Here is an 18859-nt window from a genome sequence, read left to right as displayed (position 1 = left end):
CTTCGAGCGATTCCGTGCCGCATCGGCGGCACGCGGCCGTCGGCACGGCTCCCCCGCCCAGTCAGGGATCATGGATCCGTGACGGAGTGGACGAAGGAGCCGGAACTCACCGCCTACCAGCGGTCGCTGCGGGACCGGCTGCTCGCGGCGCCCGTGGTCGCCGCACCCGAGCCATGGCTGCCCGTCTTCGAGTACCGGTACGGCGTGCCCGTCGGCGGTCTGCTCGGGATCGGCTTCGCGACGCATCCGGGCACCGGTCACGATCTGGTGATGGTCGTCTCCAGCGACGGGCACGGTCTCTTCGACGCCGTCACCGGCGAGAAGATCGCCAGGAACCGCGACCCCGATCCCGAGGACAGCACCCCCGACGCCGTCGCCGACCTGTCGTGCCCCGGACTGGGGCCCGTCGCCGGGAGCCGCGTACGCATCGCCGGGCTCTTCGGCGGCGGACTGCACACCACGACCGAAGACGGCTGGTGCCTGGATGTGGTCACCCCGGCCTGGCCGCACGAGCGCGTCCTGCTGTCCAGGGGCGACGGGTTCCACGCTGGCCCGCACGGAGAGCGGTGGTGGCACATCTTCCACTCGCACTGCTCCACGTTCCGTGCCGCCGGATTCTCACCTTCCGGTCGCACGCTCGCCGTGGCCACGAGCAGCGACCTCTCACTGTGGACGCGCGGGTCGGACAGGGGGCGCCCCGACGGGGCCGGGTGATGTCCTGCGCCCTTCCGGTCACTTTGTCCGCCGCAACCCCGTCACCAGCATCGCCACCACGCGCCGGGCGTCGTAGCGCGGGTCGTGTTCCGCGCCGATGCAGAGGTTGCCGACGCCGCGCATGAGTTCGTAGGCGGACAGGTCCGAGCGGATCTCGCCGGCGGCGGCCGCGGCGTCGAGGAGGCCGGTGCAGACCGGCACGAGGCGGTCGAGGAAGTACGCGTGCAGCGTCTCGAAGCCGGCGTCGCCGGACTGGAGCACGCCCGCGAGGCCGTGCTTGGTGACCAGGAAGTCGACGAAGAGGTCGATCCACCGCGCGAGGGCGGTGTACGGGGTCGGGCTGCTCGCCAGCAGCGCGGGGCCGGCCTCGGCGCAGGCCTCCACCTGGTGCCGGTAGACGCCGATGATGAGGTCGGCCCGCGTCGGGAAGTGGCGGTAGATCGTGGCCGTACCGACGCCCGCCTCGGCCGCGATGTCGCGGACCGGTGCCTCCACCCCGGACCTCACGAAGACCGCGGCGGCCGCGTCCAGGAGGGTCTCCTGGTTGCGCCGGGCGTCCGCCCTTTTGGGGCGGTCGGTGCGCCCTGCGGCCTCGTCGGCGTCCACCATCGCGTCGTTCCCTCCAGATACCGGCATTGCTAAACGGGACACTGTTCCGTATCGTCAAACGGGACGGCGTTCCGCTTGTTCATGATGCCAGAGCCGGGAGCCGTCGTGCCATGCCCCGCCATGCCGTGCCGTGCGCCCGCGCGCACCGCCGCTCCTCTCCCTTCTCCCGACGGAGGAACACGCTCATGCAGTACCGCACCCTGGGCCGCACCGGTGTCCAGGTCAGCTCCCTCGCGCTCGGCGCCATGAACTTCGGCGCCACCGGGCGCACCACCCAGGACGAGGCCACCGCCATCGTCGACGCCGCCCTGGAGGCCGGGGTCAACGTCATCGACACCGCCGACATGTACGGCCGGGGCGAGTCGGAGGAGATGGTCGGCAAGGCCGTCGCCGGCCGCCGCCAGGACATCGTGCTGGCCACCAAGGCGGTCATGCCGATGAGCGAGGAGCGCAACCACCGGGGGGCCTCCCGCCGCTGGCTGGTCACCGCGCTGGACGACAGCCTGCGCCGCCTCGGTGTCGACCACGTCGACCTGTACCAGGTCCACCGGTGGGACCCGGAAACCGGCGACGAGGAGACCCTGTCGGCACTGACCGACCTGCAACGCGCGGGGAAGATCCGCTACTTCGGGTCCTCGACCTTCCCCGCGTACCGCATCGTGCAGGCGCAGTGGGCCGCCCGCGAGCACCGCCTGAGCCGCTACGTCACCGAGCAGCCCAGCTACTCCGTCCTCCAGCGCGGGATCGAGAGCCATGTGCTGCCCGTGACCGAGGAGTACGGGCTCGGCGTGCTGGCGTGGAGCCCGCTGGCGTCGGGATGGCTGTCGGGCGCGGTGCGGGCGGGCCGGGAGATCACCACCCACCGGTCGGCGTTCATGCCGGAGCGCTTCGACACCTCGCTGCCCGCCAACCGGGCCCGGCTGGACGCCGTCGAGCGGCTGGCCCGGGTCGCCGACGAGGCCGGATTGACCATGATCCAGCTCGCGCTCGGCTTCGTGACCGCGCACCCCGCCGTGACCAGTGCCCTCATCGGCCCCCGCACCCTGGACCACCTGCACGCGCAGCTCGCCGCCGCCGACACCGTGCTCCCCGGCGACGTGCTGGACGCGATCGACGAGATCGTCGCGCCCGGCACCGACCTGGCGGCGCACGAGAAGTTCGACACGCCGCCCGCACTCCTCGACCCGTCGCTGCGGCGGCGGATCCCGGTCCCGGCCGGGCTCACGAGCGCGCGGTAGCCGACGCGCCCTCGCGCGCCTGCCCGGCCCGCTCCCTCAGGAACTCCTCCCACGTCCGCCGGCCCGTCTGCGCGCCCTCCAGCGTCAGGTTGGCGCCCGCGCGGTAGGCGCGGCCCGCCTTGCCGGGGATGCGGACCGGCAGCCGCGGGCGGCGGCGCCGGCCCTGCAGGGCCAGGTAGGGGCGGACCAGGGCGGGCAGGTCGTGGACCTCGGGGCCGGTCAGGTCGGGGACGCGGCCGGAGGGGGCCGCGAGGGCCAGTTCGGCCAGGCGGGCGGCGACCTCGCGGGAGTCGACGGGCTGCAGGCGCAGACCGCCGGGGACGGGCAGGACCGGCAGCTTGGCCATCTTCTCGATCATCGTCAGGGTCAGCTCGTGGAACTGGGCCGCCCGCAGCACCGTCCACCCGATGCCCGACTCGGCGACGGCCCGCTCCGACTCCAGCTTCGTCCGCAGCCACGCCAGCGGAACGCCGTCCGCGCCGACGACCGAAATGTAGAGGAGGTGCCGTACGTCCGCCCCGGTGGCCGCGCGCACCAGGGTGCGGGTCGCCTCGTCGTCGCCCTTGGGGCCGCCCGCCAGGTGCAGCACGGTGTGCACCCCGGCGACGGCGGCCTCGACGCCCTCCCCGGTGAGGAGGTCGCCGGTCACGTACGTGATGCCGTCCGCGTCGGGGCGGGGGCTCCGGGTGAGGATCCGTACCTCGTGGCCGGCCGCCCGCAGCAGCGGGACGACGTGGCGGCCCAGGGTGCCGGTGCCGCCGGTGACCAGGAGGGGGGTGGTGGGGCCGGAGGGGGTCTGGGGGTACGTCATGGCTGCTGCTCCCGGGGTCCTGGCGTCCGGGGGCGCGGATGTGGGTCCGCCCCGCCCGGACGTCCGCCTTGTGTGTCCGTGGCGGTATGACCCGGGGCGGGGCGGGAGTGTGACAGGGAGGGGAGATATTTCTTCGCGAGGCCCCTCCCCCGGCGTCAGATCGTCGCCGTGTCGATCACGAAGCGGTACCGCACGTCGCTCGCCACGACCCGCTCGTACGCCTCGTTGATCTCGGATGCGGCGATCAGCTCGATCTCGGCGCCGATGCCGTGCTCGGCGCAGAAGTCCAGCATCTCCTGGGTCTCGGCGATGCCGCCGATCATGGAGCCGGCGAGGGTCTTGTTGCCGCCGATGAGCGAGAACAGGTTCAGGGCGATCGGCTCTTCGGGGGCGCCGACGTTCACCAGGGCACCGCCGGTCTTGAGCAGACCGAGGTAGGACCCGAAGTCGAGCGGCGCGGAGACCGTGGAGAGGATCACGTCGAAGGTGCCCGCGAGGTCCTTGAAGGTCTGCTCGTCGCTGGTCGCGTAGTAGTGGTCGGCGCCCAGCCTCAGGCCGTCGTCCTTCTTGCGCAGCGACTGGGAGAGGACGGTGACCTCGGCGCCCATCGCGTGCGCGATCTTGACGCCCATGTGGCCCAGGCCGCCCAGGCCGATCACGGCGACCTTCTTGCCGGGGCCGGCACCCCAGTGCTTGAGCGGGGAGTACGTGGTGATGCCCGCGCACAGCAGCGGCGCGGCCACGTCCAGCGGCAGCCCGTCGGGGATGCGGACGGTGAAGGCCTCGGCGACGACGACCTTCTGCGCGTAGCCGCCGTAGGTGGGCTCACCGTCGTAGCCGACGGCGTTGTACGTGCCGACGCTGCCCTTGAGGCAGTGCTGCTCCATGCCGGCCTCGCAGTTCTCGCACTCCCGGCAGGAGTCGACGAGGCAGCCGACGCCGACGCGGTCGCCGGCCTTGAACTTGGTGACGGCGGGGCCGACGGCCTCGACGACACCGGCGATCTCGTGACCGGGGACCATCGGGAAGATGGCCTCGCCCCAGCCCTCGCGGGCCTGGTGGATGTCGGAGTGGCAGATGCCGGCGAACTTGATGTCGATCAGGACGTCGTGCTCGCCCACCTCGCGCCGCTCGATGGTGGTGCGCTCCAGCGGAGCCTTGGCGGCGGGTGCTGCGTACGCGGCGACAGTGGTCATGCCGGGTTCTCCGGGATTCTCTTGGCTTGACTGGGTGATGCCTCCACCCTGCCTGCGACCTGCGGATCCACCCAGCCCACGGCTTTGCGTACGTCCAGCGTGCGTACCACTGGCGGGGACAGGCTCCTGTGCGTACGACCGGGAACAGGTCCGGCAATACTGGAAGCATGGATGGACAGCTTGACCGGCGGGCCGAACTGAGCGAGTTCCTGCGCACCCGGCGGGCCCGGCTGAAGCCACAGGACGTGGGCCTGGAGTCCTTCGGGCGGCACCGCAGGGTACCCGGGCTGCGGCGCGAGGAGCTGGCCCGGCTGGCCGGGGTGTCGGTGGCCTACTACACGCGTCTGGAGCAGGGCAACGGGCAGAACGTGTCGGCGGAGGTCCTGGACGCCATCGCGCGGGCCCTCAGGCTGACCGACGCGGAGCAGGCCCACCTGACGCATCTGGCGCGGCCGGGGCAGCAGCGTCGGCGGACGTCGGCGGGCAGGGCCCAGCAGCGGCCCGTGCGGGTGGCACTGCTCCAGCTGCTGGAGTCGATCGACACGGTGCCCGCGTACGTGACGGGCCGCCGCTCGGAGATCCTCGCCTGGAACCGGATGGCGGCCGCCCTCTTCGGCGACTGGGGCAAGCTGCCGGCCGCGGAGCGGAACTGGGCGCGGCTGGTCTTCCTGAACCCGGACTACCGCGAGCTGTTCGTGGACTGGGACCAGAAGGCGTACGACATGGTCAGCTTCCTGCGCATGGACGCGGGCCGGCATCCGGACGATCCGCGGCTGTCCGCGCTGGTCGGCGAACTGTCCGTGAAGAGCGAGGAGTTCCGGCGGCTGTGGGCCACACACGACGTCAAGGAGAAGAGCTACGGCGTCAAGCGGATGCGGCACCCGCTGGTCGGTGACCTGACCCTGTCCTTCGAGACGTTCCGCCTCGTCGACGACGAGGAGCAGTGCTTCGTGACGTACCACGCCGAACCGGGCTCACCGTCGGCGGAGGGGCTGCGGCTGCTGGCCAGTTGGGGGACGGACGCGGCGGCCACCACCACGGTCACGCCGTGATCGTGCCCTGATTCAGCGCCGCGACGGAGGAGCGTCCTTTGCGAGGACGGACCCCGTCCCCGCGCCGCGGGCAACCATGTCGGCGAAGGCACGGGCCGGCGGCGAAAGCGCGTCCCAGCGGCGTACCGCCCAGCCGACCGGCAGCGGCGGCAACGCCGGGATCGGGACCAGGCGCAACGGCCCGTCCTCCGTGGCGGCGGGCAGACCCGGCACGGCGGGCACGACGGCGTGTCCCAGGCCTAGTTCGGCGAGCAGCAGGGCGGTGTCCCAGTCGGCGACGCTCGTGTTCGAGCCGGCCCCGACTCCCAGTTCCCTGAAGGCTTCCTCCAGCAGGCCACCCGAGGTCGATTTCGGCGGGAGGCGGACGAGGTGGCTGTCGACGAGGTCGGACACCTCGATGTGCGCCCGGGCCGCGAGCGGGTCGTCCGCCCGGGCCGCGAGCACCCAGGGCAGGTCGAAGACGGGCCGCTGCTCTATCCCGCGTACCGAACCGGCGATGGTGATCCAGGCCAGGTCCAGGTCGCTGGAGAGCAGCGCGTCGAAACAGTCCCGGCTGGAGGTCTCGGTCCGGAACTCCAGGCTCACCCTCGGGTACCGGCGACGGAAGGAGACGATCGCCTCGGCCATGAAGTGCCGCACGGTCGTGCCGCCGGTGGTGACCCGTACCGAGCCGCCGTCTCCGTCGACGAGGTCACCGAGGCGGCGCAGCGCGAGATCGAGACCGGCGATCCCGTCGGCGGCGGCTTCGCACAGGATCCGCCCCGCGGCCGTGGGCACGACCCCGCGCGGCTGGCGTTCCAGCAGGCTCGCGCCGCTCTCGCGCTCCAGCCGCTTCACGTGCTGGCTCACCGCCGACTGTGTACGACCGAGGTCCCGGGCCACGGCACTGAGGCTCCCGGCCCGGCACACGGCAACGAACACGCGCAGGTCGTCCAGGGTCATGGACCCAAGGTACAGCTTGGGGGCAGTGAGTAATCCCCAGGATTGACTGGGGTGTTGCGGGCCGTCAGGCTCGTACTGCGGTCCAGGCGGCAACCCGTCCGGTGCCCTCGCGCGGATCCGGACCGTGGGACGACGCCGTACGGGTGCCGACCTGGCGACCGCTGTGCCGCCCCGTCTGCCGTGCAGCCGGAGGCCCGAGCTGCCGGAAGGACCTCGCACATGACCGCCTCTCCCGCCCATCCGGACCCACCCGCCTCCACACCGCCGTGGACCGTGGCCGTACTCGGCCCCGGTGGGGTCGGCGGGCTGCTGGCCGCGTTGCTCGCCCGGGCGGGGCACCGGGTGATCTGTCTGGCGGGCCCGGCCACGGCGGCCGCCCTGCGCGAGGACGGGCTGCGCGTGCGCAGCGCGCAGTTCGACGACTTCTCCGTGCCGGTGGAGGCGGCCGCCGAGCTGCGGGAGCCGGTCGACCTGTGTCTGGTGACGGTCAAGAGCACCCACCTGGAGGCGGCCCTGGAGAAGGTCCCGCGTCAGATGCTCGACGGAGGGCTCGTACTGCCGCTCCTGAACGGCGTCGAGCATCTCGCGGGGCTGCGGCGGCACTTCGGGGAGCGTCGGGTGGTGGCGGGGGTCATCCGGGTGGAGTCGACTCGCGTCGCACCGGGAGCCGTCGACCACGGCAGCCCGTTCACCGAGATCGATGTGGCGGGGCCCGCCGAACGGCTCGGGGAGTTGCGTGACGTCCTCCGGGCCGCGGGCGCGACGGTCCAGGTGGCCGGTGACGAGATCGCGCTGCTCTGGGCCAAGCTGGCCTTCCTCGCACCGTTCGCGCTGCTCACGACGTGGTACGGGATGACGATCGGCGAGGTTCGCACGCAGCGCCGCGCGGAGCTGGTCGCCGTCCTCGGGGAGGCAGTCTCGGTCGGCAGAGCCTGCGGCGCGTCCGTCGATGCCGTCCGGTCCATGGCCCTGTACGAGGCGTTCCCGCCCGACGCCAGGTCGTCGATGCAGCGGGACGCCGAGGCGGGGCGCCCACTGGAGCTGGACGCCGTCGGGGGCGCGCTCCTGCGCGCCGCCCGACGACACGGCGTGTCCGTCCCGGTCACGGCACGGCTCGTGGCGGACCTGGAACGCCGCCACCGTACCGTCACGCCGTGAGCGTGCCCCGGCTCAGCGCTGCGACGACTCGTCGGCCGGGTACGTGGTGCGGCACCGTCGAGCAAGACCGAGGACGATGAGCAGCCGGGAGAACGGCGGACGCCCGCCGCCCCCGGGTGAGGGAGCGACGGGCGCCCGGTCAAGTCGCGGCGGGCCGCGGTGTGTTCGGCGTCAGACCGCCGAACCCGCCTTCCACTGGGCCCAGTCCATGTTCCAGCCGTTGAGGCCGTTGTCCGGGGCGATGGTCTTGTCGCCGGTGTTCTGGACGACGACCACGTCACCGACGATGGAGTTGTCGTAGAACCAGGCGCCCGGCGTGTTCGGGTCGTCGGCGCCCTGGGCGTCGGCCAGGCCCACGCAGCCGTGGCTGGTGTTGGCCTTGCCGAAGATGCCCTTGCCCCAGTAGTTGCCGTGGATGAAGGTGCCGGAGGTGCTCAGACGCATGGCGTGGGGCACGTCCTTGATGTCGTACTCGCCCTCGCCGTCGTCGTCGGTGAAGCCGACGGTCGCGCCGTTCATCCGGGTCTCCTTGAACTTCTCGGAGATCACCATCTGACCTTCGTAGGTCTTGTTCTCGGGGGAGCCGGCGGAGATCGGGATGGTCTTGATCGTCTTGCCGTCCTGCGTGACCTTCATCTGCTTGGTCTTGGCGTCGACGTACGAGACCTGGTTACGGCCGATCTTGAAGGTGACCGTCTTCTGCTGGACGCCGTAGACGCCCTCGGCGCCCTCCACCCCGTCGAGGGCCAGCTTGAGGGTGACGGTGGAGCCCTCCTGCCAGTAGTCCTGGGGGCGGCAGTCCATGCGCTGGGTGCTGAACCAGTGGCAGGCGACTTCCTGGCCGCTGGTGGTGTTGACCGTGATGCCCTTCTGGACGGCGGCCTTGTTGGTGATCTCCTTGTCGAAGTTGATCGACACGGGCATGCCCACGCCGACGGTGGTGCCGTCGTCCGGGGTGAAGGTGCCGATGAAGCTGTTCTTCGGGGAGACCGTGGTGAACGACGCGTTCTCGTGGGCGGCGCGGCCCTCGGAGTCGGTGGCGGTCGCCGTCACCTCGTACGTGGTGGCACGCTCCAGCTGACCGGTGGGCTTCCAGCTCTTCTTGTCGGCGGATATCTGCCCCTCGACCGCGGTGCCGTCCTTGGCGGTCATCTTGACCTCGGTGAGCGTGCCCTTGCTCACGGTGACGGCGGCGGAGTTGTTGATGGAGGCGTTGTCGGTGCCGTCGCCAGGGGTGATCTTGATCTGGGCCTCGGACGACTTCTTGGCCGCCGCCTTGTCGGCCTCGGCCTGCGAGGTCTTGCCGTCCCCACCCGCGGAGGTGTCGGCGTCGCCACTGGAACATGCCGAAAGCACCAGCACACCGCCGAGCAGTGCGGACGCGGCCACCAGGCCCTTGCGCCGCTTACCGTCCGTCATCACACGCTTCTCCATCGTCGCCGATTCCCGTGACCCCGAGATTCCCCGTCAAGACTTTCAACGCTACGACCGGTTCGTCCCGTTCCACATCGGTCTCCGGTGTGGGGCATACCACGTTTCCGCTCGGGGGCGTTGGCGTGCGGCGGTACGGGGGCGGTCCGTGCGCACCGTGAGACGACGAAACCCCGGACGGTGGTTGCCGCCCGGGGTCACGAATTTCCCCACACCGCGTCAGCCGACCGTCATTTCATCGTCTTCCGGGTCGTTCTCGTCGCCATCATCCTCGTCCAGGTCCCACTCCGGCGAACCGGGGTCGTAGTCGATCTGCTCACTGCTCCAGGAGGCCTGCTGGAGCTCCACCCCGGGCACCTCGCCGACCAGGTCGAACGGGTCGACGAGGTAGGCCAGGGCCTCGGCGGTGTCGTCCGTCACAGCGCTCTCGGCGTGCGCCCGTTCGGCGTCGGAGAGGTCGCCGTCGCCGGCGACGGCCTGCAGCGCGGCGCCGGTGACGGCCTGTTCGTCGTCGACCTCGAGGACGAGGTCGACGCGAATCCGTACAAAACGTGATGTCTGAGGAGTACTCATGCCCGGAGCGTAAGGCCGGCCGCTCCCGTGACTTTCCTGTGACCCGCGCCTTTCACTAACATCTGCCCACACGGCCAATTCGCCAGCGCCACAAGGGGATCGATATTCCGTGTCATCCGCTCGCCGTCCGTTGCTGACCGCCGCCGCCGCGGGCGGTCTGCTGTGCGCCCTGTGGTTCGTCCCGTCCGCGAACGCGACCCCGGAAACACCGGTGTTCAAGTCCGCCGCCGCGACCCCGTCTCCGCAGGTCACCGCACAGGCCAGAGCCGCGTCCACAGGTACGGCGGCCACCGGTGAGGAGACGGCCCGCCTGGCCGACACCGGAAGCTTCGACAGCACGCCCTACGTCGTCGGCGGGGCCCTCTGCCTCGGACTGGGCATCGGCTTCGTCGGGTACTCGGTGCGCCGGGAGCGCCTTGAGTTTTAGAAGACTTGACGTTCTTTTGGAATCCTTGACCAGGTGAGAACAGGGAGGGTCCCCGTCACTGCGACGGGAACCCTCCCTGTTCGGCAAGAGTCCTCAGCGCAGCGGTCCGGTGACCGTCTCCGCTGCCGCGACCAGGCGTCCGTCGCGCACGAACGCGTCGGCCGCGGCGAGGTCGGGTGCCAGGTAGCGGTCCGGGCCGGGGCCTTCCACTCCTGCCGCCCGTACGGCGTCGATGACGGCCTGGGACGCCGGGGCCGGAGTCAGGCCCTCGCGGAGCTGGATCGCGCGCGTGGCGGCGTACAGCTCGACGGCGATCACCCGGGTGAGGTTGTCGACGGCCGTGCGCAGCTTGCGCGCCGCCGACCAGCCCATGGACACGTGGTCCTCCTGCATCGCGGAGGACGGGATCGAGTCCGCCGAGGCCGGTACGGCGAGCCGCTTCAACTCGCTGACCAGGGCCGCCTGCGTGTACTGGGCGATCATCAGCCCGGAGTCGACGCCGGCGTCGTCGGCGAGGAACGGCGGCAGGCCGTGGCTGCGGTTCTTGTCCAGCAACCGGTCGGTGCGCCGCTCGGCGATGGAGCCGAGGTCGGCGACGGCGACTGCGAGGAAGTCGAGGACGTAGGCGACCGGGGCGCCGTGGAAGTTGCCGTTGGACTCCACGCGTCCGTCGGGCAGCACGACCGGGTTGTCCACGGCCGACGCCAGCTCCCGCTCGGCGACGAGACCCGCGTGGGCCATGGTGTCGCGTCCGGCGCCCGCGACCTGCGGGGCGCAGCGCACCGAGTAGGCGTCCTGGACGCGGGGGGCGTCGTCCTGGTGGTGACCCGTGAGGCCCGAGCCCTTGAGGACGGCGGCCATGTTGGCGGCGCTGGCGGCCTGCCCGGGGTGCGGGCGGATGGCGTGCAGCTCGGGGGCGAGCACCTTGTCGGTGCCGAGCAGGGCCTCCATGGTCAGCGCGGCGGTGATGTCGGCGCTCTTGTAGAGGGTGTCGAGGTCGGCGAGGGCCATGACCAGCATGCCGAGCATGCCGTCGGTGCCGTTGAGGAGGGCGAGGCCCTCCTTCTCGCGCAGCTCGACCGGGGTGATCCCGTGCTCGGCGAGCAGCTCGCCGGCGGGCCGTACGGTGCCGTCGGGGCCCTCGGCGTCGCCCTCGCCCATGAGGGTGAGGGCGCAGTGCGAGAGCGGGGCCAGGTCGCCGGAGCAGCCGAGGGAGCCGTACTCGTGCACGACCGGGGTGATACCGGCGTTCAGCACGTCGGCCATGGTCCGGGCGACCTCGGGGCGGACGCCGGTGTGCCCGGAGCAGACGGTCTTCAGCCGCAGGAACATCAGCGCCCGGACCACCTCGCGCTCCACGCGCGGGCCCATCCCGGCGGCATGCGAGCGGACGATGTTGCGCTGGAGCTGCGCCCGCAGGTCGGGGCTGATGTGCCGGGTCGCCAGGGCACCGAAGCCGGTGCTCACGCCGTACACGGGGTCCGGCTTGGCGGCCAGCGCGTCCACGATCCCGCGGGCGGCGGCCAGGGCGGCCAGCGCCTCGTCGGAGAGCTCGATCCTCGCGCCGTCGCGCGCCACGGCGAGGACGTCGGACGCCGTCACGCCGGTCGTCCCCACCACCACAGTGTGCATATCCATATTCAGGAGCGTACGCAGTGAATTCGATGATGTCACGAGGGGATGCGTCACGGATGCGCGCCGGTTGCACCCCTTACCGCGCCGGCCCTACGGAGCGTGCCGCCCCCGGAACCGCCTGCGCTCCCCGCCCTCCTCCCGCGACGGCTCGTCCGCCAGCCGTACGACGGGATCGTCGGGTCCCTCGCGCCCCGCGACGACCGGCCCGGCAGCCCGTTCGGCCTTGGCCCGGTACTGGGCGGCGTCCGCGAGCCGGAACAGGCGGCGGGCGGAGGGGACCGGTCCGACGGGGTCCTCGGTGGACGCGACCCCGCAGGCCACGCCGTCGCCGAGCTCCAGCTCGGCCGCCCGGCGGCACAGCTCCTCGGCCGCCTTGACCACCGCGTCGGCGGGCGGGCCGACCGCGAGCAGGCAGAACTCGTCCCCACCGAGCCGCGCCGCGAGTGCCCCCGGGAGCATCGCCCCGCACAGCGACAGCACCGAACCGAAACGTTCCAGCAGCCGGTCGCCGACCGCGTGCCCGTGCGTGTCGTTGACCCGCTTCAGGCCGTTCAGATCGCAGACGACGAGACTGACGACGACGTGCTCCGCGCGGTGCCGCTCGACGGCCTCGTCGAGTGCGGCGTCCACCGCGCGGCGGTTGGCCAGCCCGGTGAGCGCGTCCGTGTAGGCGAGGCGCCGTACCTCCTCCAGCCGCTCGGTCTGCGCGATCCCGGCGGCGACCACCGAGGCCAGCACGGTGGCGAAGTCGGCGTCCGCCCGCTCGAAGACCCGCTCCCCCACCGGACGGGCCACGTACAGCTCGCCCCAGGCGCGGCCGTGCAGCACGATCGGCGCCACCACGCAGCAGCCGCGCCCCCGGCGGCGCAGGGCGGCGACGCGCTGGTGGACGTACCCGGGGCGCCCCGCGGCGGGTCCCTCGGCCGTCTCGACCCAGGCGTCGGGCTCGCCCCCGCCGGCCCACCGCTCGTGCAGGAACTCGGTGATCTCCGCGAACTGGTGCACCGGGTAGGACTCGTCCTCCGGGAACTCCTCCTCCCCCTCGGCCCGCTCGCCCACGTTCACCAGGACCCGCAGCCGGCCCAGCTCGCGCTCCCACACCGACAGCGCCGCGAAGCTGCCGCCCAGCGCCAGGCACCCGCCCAGGGCCGCCGCCCGCCACGCCTCGCGCGTGCTCTGCGCGGCGGCCATACCCTGCGCCAACGCCACCACGGCCGTGAGCCGCCTGTCCTCACCCATCGCTCCAGGCTAGGGAGTTTTAAGGAGAAATGGGACTCAAGCGGGTCGAAATGGGGCGCCTGTCCCGAGGGAGCGGCCTCACTCCCCCGGCCAGCGCGGCGCGCGCTTCTCGTTGAACGCCGCGACGCCCTCCGCGCGGTCACCGGAGAACGCCACCGACCGCCACGCCGCGTCCTCGACCTCCAGCCCGGCCCGCAGGTCGAGGCCGTGCCCGAGCCGCAGCGCCCGCTTGGCCGCCCGCAGCCCCACGGGCGAGTTCGCGGCCATCCGGGAGGCCAGCTCCAGCGCCTCCTCCCGGTCCCGGCCCTCGTCCACGAGCTGGTCCACCAGCCCCAGCTCCCGGGCCTCGGCGGCCTCCACCCGCCGCGCCGTGAACACCAGCTCGGCGGCGCGCGCGGCCCCCACCCGCCGCGGCAGCAGCTGCGTACCACCGCCACCGGGGATCACGCCCACGGACACCTCGGGCAGCCCCACCACCGCCGTCGGGTCGGCCACGATCACGTCGCAGGACAGCGCCAGCTCGAACCCGCCGCCCAGCGCGAACCCGTGCACGGCCGCCACCGTCGGCACCGGCAGCTCCAGCACCGCGGTGTACGCGCCCCGCGTCACCGGCCGCTGCCGCAGCAGGTCGGCGTCGGAGAAGGAGTTGCGCTCCTTGAGGTCGGCGCCCACGCAGAAGGCCCGCTCGTGGGTGGAGGTCAGCACCACGACCCGGACGCCGCGGTCCTCGCCCAGCGCCGCGCAGGCGGCGCCGATGGACCGGGCCATGGCGGTCGACACGGCGTTCATGGCCTTCGGCCGGTCGAGCGCGAGCTCCGCGACATGCCCGTCCCCGTGCCGCCGCACCAGGACGAACTCTCCGAACCGCTCCTCGCTCATGACACCCTCCGGTTAACGCGGGTTAACAACTGGACGGCCCGATCATCGCAGGCGGACCCGCTCGGGGAAAGGCCGGGCACGCCCGCGCCCCAACACCCTCCCCGCCCACCCGTTCGAGTGATATCCGGCCGACCGCCGTGTCCCGGCCGCCAGCGGCGCGTAGCGTCACTCCGCCACGGCGCAGGGGGGCGCGTGCGCACCGGGGAGGGACCATGGACACGACCGGTACGACCGGCACACCGACGGCCGGTACAGCGACGAGGCCGCGACGCCCGTGGGACCGCCGCGGACGGCACCGCCGGCCGCGCCCCCGCACGGCGCTGCTGGCCACCGGCGGCGGCCTGGCGCTGGCGGCCGGCGCCCTGAGTCTCATACACCTGCTGACCGACACCGGAGCCACCGGCACGGACGGGCTCCGCACCGGGGCCGGGCCACGCGCCGGGGCGGACGCGGGGCAGGACACCCCGCCGGACCGGTCCTCGGCACCTGCCGCCACGAGCACGGCCGGCCCCCCGGAGGCGAGCCCGTCGGCGACCTCGGCCCTGGGAGGTCTGGGCGGATCTCCGGGACCGGGCCTGGCACCCGGATCCGGACCGTCCGCCGGCAGCCCCTCCGACGCGCCCCGGCGCTCGACGGCCGTCCCGGACGCCCCGGGCCCTCACGGCCGGGACGCGGACCCCCGGGCTCCGGCCCCGCACGCCCCGCGGTCACCGCGACCGCCGCGTTCCCCCGAGCCGCCGTCGGCCACCGGTGCTCCCGAACCGCGCCCCACCCCGACGCCGCCACCGGGCCGCACCGCGCCGCCAGGGTCTCCCGCACCCTCCCCGGAACCCGATGACCCGGGCCTGTGCGTGCCGGTCATCGGCCTCTGCGTGGACCTGCTCGACGGCGACCGCTGACGCGGCCCGTCCCCCGTGGGACAGAACCGCCCTACGACTCCCCGGCGTCCCCCCGGCGCGAGAGCAGCCACGGCTCGACCACGCCGAGTCCGCGCACCGGCCGCTGCCACATCGGCTGGAGCGCGAAGCGGTACGTCGGCGGCTCCTCGCCCTCCTTCTCGGCCGCGGCGGCCTCCTCGGTCGCCGCGGCCTCCGAGGCCGGGGCGTCGCGGGTCCGGATCAGCTCCTCGGCGAGCGCGGCGTCGACGAGGACGGCGTCGCGCGGAGCTATCGAGGTCAGCCGGGACGCCAGATTCACGGTCGAACCGAAGACGTCGCCCATCCGGGTCGTGACCGTGCCGAAGGCGATGCCGACGCGCAGTTCCGGCATGGTCTCGTCGTTCGCCATGGTCTCGACGAGGAGCAGCGCGATCTCGGCGGCCGTACCGGCGTCGTCGGCGGCGTACAGCACCTCGTCGCCGAGGGTCTTGATCAGGCGTCCGCCGCGCGCGGCGACCAGGTCGGCGGCGGTGGTCTCGAAGGCCTCGACCAGTTCGCCGAGCTCCTCCTCCTCCATCCGGCGGGTCAGCCGCGTGAAGCCGACCAGGTCGGCGAAGCCGACCGCGAGCCGCCGGTCCACCATCTCCTCGTCGTCCCCGGCCTGGACGACCCGGCCGGCCGAGGCGGCGAGCTGGCGCCGCCAGACGTAGACCAGGAACTCCTGCAGCTCGGGCAGGAGCAGCTCGACGATCGGGTACGTCACCTCGGTGCGCGTCATCCCGGGCTCGGGCGGCTCGGTCAGCCCCTCCAGGAAGGAGTCGATCTGCCACTCGGCCAACCGGGCGGTGGTCTGCCCGGTGGACCGCGCCACCTGCACGGCCATCGCCTCGCTGAGCAGCCCCGCCTCGACCAGACCGGCCAGCCGCCGCAGGGCGAGGACGTCCGCCTCCGTGAGCGCCTTGGCCTGGCCGATGTCGGCGAAGCCCATGGCCCGCCAGAACCGGGAGGCCAGCTCCATGGAGACGCCCGCGCTGCGGGCGGCCTGGAACGGGGTGTAGCGGCGCTCGGCGCCCAGGATGAGCCCTTCCAGGCGCAGCGCGAGCGGGTCCTCGCCGGAGTCGGCGGAGTCCGGGGCGGGCTCGGGGTCCACCCGGCCGTCCCCGTCCGCGCCGGAGCCCGTGTCGTCGACGGTCACGCCTGCTGCCCTTCCGATCTGCCGCGGTCAGGTTCGACCGGCCCCAACTTTACGTCAGGTGTGCCCCAGCTCACTCCCGCTCTGCCCGTCCGCCGGACCCGCCCCGGCCACACTCGCGGAGCCGGCCCGGACCACACCCGGAAGCCGACGCCGACCACCGTCGCGCGGCCCGCCGGACCACACTCACGCAGCTCACCCCGACCACGCACCCGAAACCCGCCCGGACCGTGCCCGGCAACCCGCCCCGACCACACTCCCGAAGCCCGCCCCCGCCGGCCGCCCTCCCGCGGCCCCGCCCCGGCAGCGCTCACGCCAACCGCAGATGCACGATGTCCCCCGCCCCCACCGGCTCCTGCACACCGGCCCCCGTGGCCAGCACCAGCCTGCCGTCCCCGTCCACGGCGACCGCCTCCCCCACCAGCGACCGGTCGCCCGGGAGCTCCGCCCGCACCATCCGCCCGAGCGTCGCGCACCCGGCGGCGTAGGTCTCCTGGAGCCCGCTGGCCGCCGGGTCGCCCCCGGCCTCCCGCCACCGCCCGTACCAGTCCTCCAAGGACCGCAGCACGCCCCGCAGCAGCGGGTCCCGGTCGGTGTTCACGGCACCGGCCAGCACGAGCGACCCGGCCCGCGCGACCGGCAGCTCGTCCGCCTGGAGGCTGACGTTGATGCCGACGCCGATGACGACCCCGTCGTCGCCGGCCCGCTCGGCGAGGATGCCGCCCGCCTTGCGCTCCTCGTCGCCGACGGTGACGAGGAGGTCGTTGGGCCACTTCAGGGCCGTGTCGACGCCCGCGACCCGGGACAGCCCGGTCGCCACCGCGACGCCGGTGAGCAGCGGCAGCCAGCCCCAGCGCTGCACGGGCACCTCGGCGGGCCGCAGCAGTACGGAGAAGAAGAGACCGGAGCGCGGCGGCGCCGACCACTGCCGGTCCAGCCGCCCCCGCGCGGCGGTCTGCTCCTCCGCGACGAGGACCGCCCCTTCGGCCAGGTCCCCCTCCGCGGCCCTTGCCACGAGGTCGGTGTTGGTGGACCCGGTGCGCTGCACGACGTCCACCCGCCGCCACAGCCCGCCCTCGCGCACCAGTCCCCGGCGCAGGGCCGTGGTGCTCAGGGGCGGCCGGCTCAGGTCGGACCACCGGTTGCTGGAGGGGCCAGAGGCATCTCGGGGCGTCATGCAACCCACCCTAGGTGTGGGAAAGACCGCACTGCCGAACGGAAGGCCCCCTACTACTCTACGAACGAGTAACCGTCCCCCCTTTTGAGCAGGCAGGGAGCCGCATCCCGATGTCCGAGCCGGAAGAGCAGCAGCCCGACATCCACACGACCGCGGGCAAGCTCGCGGACCTGAGGCGCCGTATCGAGGAAGCGACGCACGCCGGTTCGGAACGCGCCGTCGAGAAGCAGCACGCCAAGGGCAAGCTGACGGCCCGTGAGCGCATCGGCCTCCTCCTCGACGAGGGGTCCTTCGTCGAGCTGGACGAATTCGCCCGGCACCGCTCCACCAACTTCGGCCTCGACGCCAACCGCCCCTACGGAGACGGCGTCGTCACCGGCTACGGCACCGTCGACGGCCGCCCGGTCGCCGTCTTCTCGCAGGACTTCACCGTCTTCGGCGGGGCGTTGGGCGAGGTCTACGGCCAGAAGATCGTCAAGGTGATGGACTTCGCGCTGAAGACCGGCTGCCCGGTCATCGGCATCAACGACTCCGGCGGCGCCCGCATCCAGGAGGGCGTGGCCTCGCTGGGCGCGTACGGCGAGATCTTCCGCCGCAACACCCACGCCTCCGGTGTGATCCCGCAGATCAGCCTGGTCGTCGGCCCGTGCGCGGGCGGCGCGGTCTACTCCCCCGCGATCACCGACTTCACGGTGATGGTCGACCAGACCAGCCACATGTTCATCACCGGCCCCGACGTCATCAAGACGGTCACCGGCGAGGACGTCGGCTTCGAGGAGCTGGGCGGTGCCCGCACCCACAACTCCACCTCCGGCGTGGCGCACCACATGGCGGGCGACGAGAAGGACGCCATCGAGTACGTCAAGCAGCTGCTGTCGTACCTGCCCTCCAACAACCTCTCCGAGCCCCCGGCCTTCCCGGAGGAGGCGGACCTCGAGGTCACCGACGAGGACCGCGAGCTGGACACGATCGTCCCGGACTCCGCGAACCAGCCCTACGACATGCACACCGTCATCGAGCACGTCCTCGACGACGGCGAGTTCTTCGAGACGCAGCCGCTGTTCGCGCCGAACATCGTCACCGGTTTCGGCCGGGTCGAGGGCCGTCCGGTCGGCATCGTCGCCAACCAGCCGATGCAGTTCGCCGGCTGCCTGGACATCACCGCCTCGGAGAAGGCGGCCCGATTCGTGCGCACCTGCGACGCCTTCAACGTCCCGGTCCTGACCTTCGTGGACGTTCCCGGCTTCCTCCCGGGCGTGGACCAGGAGCACGACGGCATCATCCGGCGCGGCGCCAAGCTGATCTTCGCCTACGCCGAGGCCACCGTCCCGCTCATCACGGTCATCACCCGCAAGGCCTTCGGCGGCGCCTACGACGTCATGGGCTCCAAGCACCTGGGCGCCGACCTCAACCTGGCCTGGCCCACCGCCCAGATCGCCGTCATGGGCGCCCAGGGCGCGGTCAACATCCTGCACCGCCGCACCATCGCCGAGGCGGGTGACGACGCCGAGGCCACCCGGGCCCGCCTGATCCAGGAGTACGAGGACACCCTCCTCAACCCCTACGTCGCGGCCGAGCGCGGTTACGTCGACGCGGTGGTCATGCCGTCCGACACCCGCCGCCACATCGTGCGCGGCCTGCGTCAGCTGCGTACCAAGCGGGAATCCCTCCCCCCGAAGAAGCACGGCAACATCCCCCTGTAAGGAGC

Annotated in this window: 17 protein-coding genes; 6 read left to right on the top strand and 11 right to left on the bottom strand. The window is 72.7% G+C overall.

Going from position 1 to position 18859, the window contains the following annotated elements; genetic code table 11:
* Nucleotides 1-78: 78 nt before the first annotated feature.
* Complete coding sequence (locus ACFW47_RS07670) at nucleotides 79-714, top strand: hypothetical protein (RefSeq protein WP_386287094.1); 636 nt, start codon at nucleotides 79-81, stop codon at nucleotides 712-714.
* 18 nt (nucleotides 715-732) lie between these two features.
* Here the strand turns inward: ACFW47_RS07670 and ACFW47_RS07665 are convergent, their stop codons facing one another.
* Nucleotides 733-1323 (bottom strand): TetR/AcrR family transcriptional regulator, encoded by a 591-nt coding sequence (locus ACFW47_RS07665; RefSeq protein ID WP_386305242.1) that lies wholly within the window; start codon nucleotides 1321-1323, stop codon nucleotides 733-735.
* A 185-nt stretch (nucleotides 1324-1508) separates the two neighbouring features.
* On the opposite strand from ACFW47_RS07665, the gene ACFW47_RS07660 reads away from it, so the two are divergent.
* A complete protein-coding gene (locus ACFW47_RS07660; protein ID WP_386305123.1) occupies nucleotides 1509-2561 on the top strand; it encodes an aldo/keto reductase in 1053 nt (350 codons plus the stop codon).
* Here ACFW47_RS07660 and ACFW47_RS07655 read toward each other — a convergent pair.
* Nucleotides 2545-3372, bottom strand: a complete 828-nt coding sequence (locus ACFW47_RS07655) for an SDR family oxidoreductase (protein ID WP_386305121.1) — start codon at nucleotides 3370-3372, stop codon at nucleotides 2545-2547. The two genes, ACFW47_RS07660 and ACFW47_RS07655, sit on opposite strands and share 17 nt — an antisense overlap.
* 155 nt (nucleotides 3373-3527) lie before the next feature.
* Complete coding sequence (locus tag ACFW47_RS07650) at nucleotides 3528-4568, bottom strand: NAD(P)-dependent alcohol dehydrogenase (RefSeq protein ID WP_386305120.1); 1041 nt, start codon at nucleotides 4566-4568, stop codon at nucleotides 3528-3530.
* A 167-nt stretch (nucleotides 4569-4735) separates the two neighbouring features.
* Between ACFW47_RS07650 and ACFW47_RS07645 the strand changes: the two genes are divergently transcribed.
* Nucleotides 4736-5620, top strand: coding sequence for a helix-turn-helix domain-containing protein (locus tag ACFW47_RS07645; RefSeq protein ID WP_386287101.1), 885 nt, complete (start codon nucleotides 4736-4738; stop codon nucleotides 5618-5620).
* Nucleotides 5621-5632: 12 nt separating this feature from the next.
* Here ACFW47_RS07645 and ACFW47_RS07640 read toward each other — a convergent pair whose 3' ends face one another.
* Entirely contained in the window at nucleotides 5633-6562 is a 930-nt protein-coding gene (locus ACFW47_RS07640) for a LysR family transcriptional regulator (RefSeq protein WP_386287103.1), read from the bottom strand.
* A gap of 219 nt (nucleotides 6563-6781) precedes the next feature.
* On the opposite strand from ACFW47_RS07640, the gene ACFW47_RS07635 reads away from it, so the two are divergent.
* On the top strand, nucleotides 6782-7720 hold the full coding sequence (locus ACFW47_RS07635; RefSeq protein WP_386287105.1) for a ketopantoate reductase family protein: 939 nt from the start codon (nucleotides 6782-6784) through the stop codon (nucleotides 7718-7720).
* 171 nt (nucleotides 7721-7891) lie between these two features.
* Here the strand turns inward: ACFW47_RS07635 and ACFW47_RS07630 are convergent, their stop codons facing one another.
* Nucleotides 7892-9139, bottom strand: a complete 1248-nt coding sequence (locus ACFW47_RS07630) for an Ig-like domain-containing protein (RefSeq protein WP_386287107.1) — start codon at nucleotides 9137-9139, stop codon at nucleotides 7892-7894.
* A gap of 231 nt (nucleotides 9140-9370) precedes the next feature.
* A complete protein-coding gene (locus ACFW47_RS07625; protein ID WP_386287109.1) occupies nucleotides 9371-9724 on the bottom strand; it encodes a hypothetical protein in 354 nt (117 codons plus the stop codon).
* A 109-nt stretch (nucleotides 9725-9833) separates the two neighbouring features.
* Here ACFW47_RS07625 and ACFW47_RS07620 point away from each other — a divergent pair, with 109 nt between their 5' ends.
* Complete coding sequence (locus ACFW47_RS07620) at nucleotides 9834-10151, top strand: hypothetical protein (RefSeq protein WP_386287110.1); 318 nt, start codon at nucleotides 9834-9836, stop codon at nucleotides 10149-10151.
* A 93-nt stretch (nucleotides 10152-10244) separates the two neighbouring features.
* On the opposite strand, the gene hutH is transcribed toward ACFW47_RS07620, so the two are convergent.
* The 5 genes from hutH to ACFW47_RS07595 all read right to left on the bottom strand — a co-directional run bounded on the left by hutH (nucleotide 10245) and on the right by ACFW47_RS07595 (nucleotide 17151).
* Nucleotides 10245-11783: a histidine ammonia-lyase gene (hutH, locus tag ACFW47_RS07615; protein WP_386305241.1), complete on the bottom strand. Its 1539-nt coding sequence runs from the start codon at nucleotides 11781-11783 to the stop codon at nucleotides 10245-10247.
* Between the two features lie 93 nt (nucleotides 11784-11876).
* Entirely contained in the window at nucleotides 11877-13025 is a 1149-nt protein-coding gene (locus ACFW47_RS07610; RefSeq protein ID WP_073724750.1) for a diguanylate cyclase domain-containing protein, read from the bottom strand.
* A 78-nt stretch (nucleotides 13026-13103) separates the two neighbouring features.
* Complete coding sequence (locus ACFW47_RS07605) at nucleotides 13104-13904, bottom strand: enoyl-CoA hydratase/isomerase family protein (protein WP_386305118.1); 801 nt, start codon at nucleotides 13902-13904, stop codon at nucleotides 13104-13106.
* Between the two features lie 930 nt (nucleotides 13905-14834).
* Nucleotides 14835-15977, bottom strand: a complete 1143-nt coding sequence (locus ACFW47_RS07600) for an adenylate/guanylate cyclase domain-containing protein (protein ID WP_386287114.1) — start codon at nucleotides 15975-15977, stop codon at nucleotides 14835-14837.
* 307 nt (nucleotides 15978-16284) lie between these two features.
* Nucleotides 16285-17151 carry a biotin--[acetyl-CoA-carboxylase] ligase gene (locus tag ACFW47_RS07595; RefSeq protein ID WP_386287116.1) on the bottom strand — a complete coding sequence of 289 codons (867 nt, stop codon included), beginning with the start codon at nucleotides 17149-17151 and terminating at the stop codon, nucleotides 16285-16287.
* Nucleotides 17152-17261: 110 nt separating this feature from the next.
* Here ACFW47_RS07595 and ACFW47_RS07590 point away from each other — a divergent pair, with 110 nt between their 5' ends.
* Nucleotides 17262-18854 (top strand): acyl-CoA carboxylase subunit beta, encoded by a 1593-nt coding sequence (locus tag ACFW47_RS07590; RefSeq protein WP_386287118.1) that lies wholly within the window; start codon nucleotides 17262-17264, stop codon nucleotides 18852-18854.
* Nucleotides 18855-18859 lie beyond the last annotated feature (5 nt).

The organism is Streptomyces sp. NPDC058796, from assembly GCF_042745235.1.
Lineage (GTDB): Bacteria > Actinomycetota > Actinomycetes > Streptomycetales > Streptomycetaceae > Streptomyces.
Note: the sequence above shows the minus strand (reverse complement) of the source record. Positions and strands in the feature narration are given on the sequence as shown.

Excerpts from the sequence above, each read along its gene's own strand:
- ACFW47_RS07595 (WP_386287116.1), bottom strand. The coding sequence starts at position 17,151 with ATGACGCCCCGAGATGCCTCTGGCCCCTCCAGCAACCGGTGGTCCGAC.
- ACFW47_RS07635 (WP_386287105.1), top strand. The coding sequence starts at position 6,782 with ATGACCGCCTCTCCCGCCCATCCGGACCCACCCGCCTCCACACCGCCG.
- ACFW47_RS07655 (WP_386305121.1), bottom strand. The coding sequence starts at position 3,372 with ATGACGTACCCCCAGACCCCCTCCGGCCCCACCACCCCCCTCCTGGTC.
- ACFW47_RS07665 (WP_386305242.1), bottom strand. The coding sequence starts at position 1,323 with ATGGTGGACGCCGACGAGGCCGCAGGGCGCACCGACCGCCCCAAAAGG.
- hutH (WP_386305241.1), bottom strand. The coding sequence starts at position 11,783 with ATGCACACTGTGGTGGTGGGGACGACCGGCGTGACGGCGTCCGACGTC.
- ACFW47_RS07650 (WP_386305120.1), bottom strand. The coding sequence starts at position 4,568 with ATGACCACTGTCGCCGCGTACGCAGCACCCGCCGCCAAGGCTCCGCTG.
- ACFW47_RS07605 (WP_386305118.1), bottom strand. The coding sequence starts at position 13,904 with ATGAGCGAGGAGCGGTTCGGAGAGTTCGTCCTGGTGCGGCGGCACGGG.
- ACFW47_RS07625 (WP_386287109.1), bottom strand. The coding sequence starts at position 9,724 with ATGAGTACTCCTCAGACATCACGTTTTGTACGGATTCGCGTCGACCTC.
- ACFW47_RS07610 (WP_073724750.1), bottom strand. The coding sequence starts at position 13,025 with ATGGGTGAGGACAGGCGGCTCACGGCCGTGGTGGCGTTGGCGCAGGGT.
- ACFW47_RS07630 (WP_386287107.1), bottom strand. The coding sequence starts at position 9,139 with ATGACGGACGGTAAGCGGCGCAAGGGCCTGGTGGCCGCGTCCGCACTG.
- ACFW47_RS07590 (WP_386287118.1), top strand. The coding sequence starts at position 17,262 with ATGTCCGAGCCGGAAGAGCAGCAGCCCGACATCCACACGACCGCGGGC.
- ACFW47_RS07660 (WP_386305123.1), top strand. The coding sequence starts at position 1,509 with ATGCAGTACCGCACCCTGGGCCGCACCGGTGTCCAGGTCAGCTCCCTC.
- ACFW47_RS07640 (WP_386287103.1), bottom strand. The coding sequence starts at position 6,562 with ATGACCCTGGACGACCTGCGCGTGTTCGTTGCCGTGTGCCGGGCCGGG.
- ACFW47_RS07645 (WP_386287101.1), top strand. The coding sequence starts at position 4,736 with ATGGATGGACAGCTTGACCGGCGGGCCGAACTGAGCGAGTTCCTGCGC.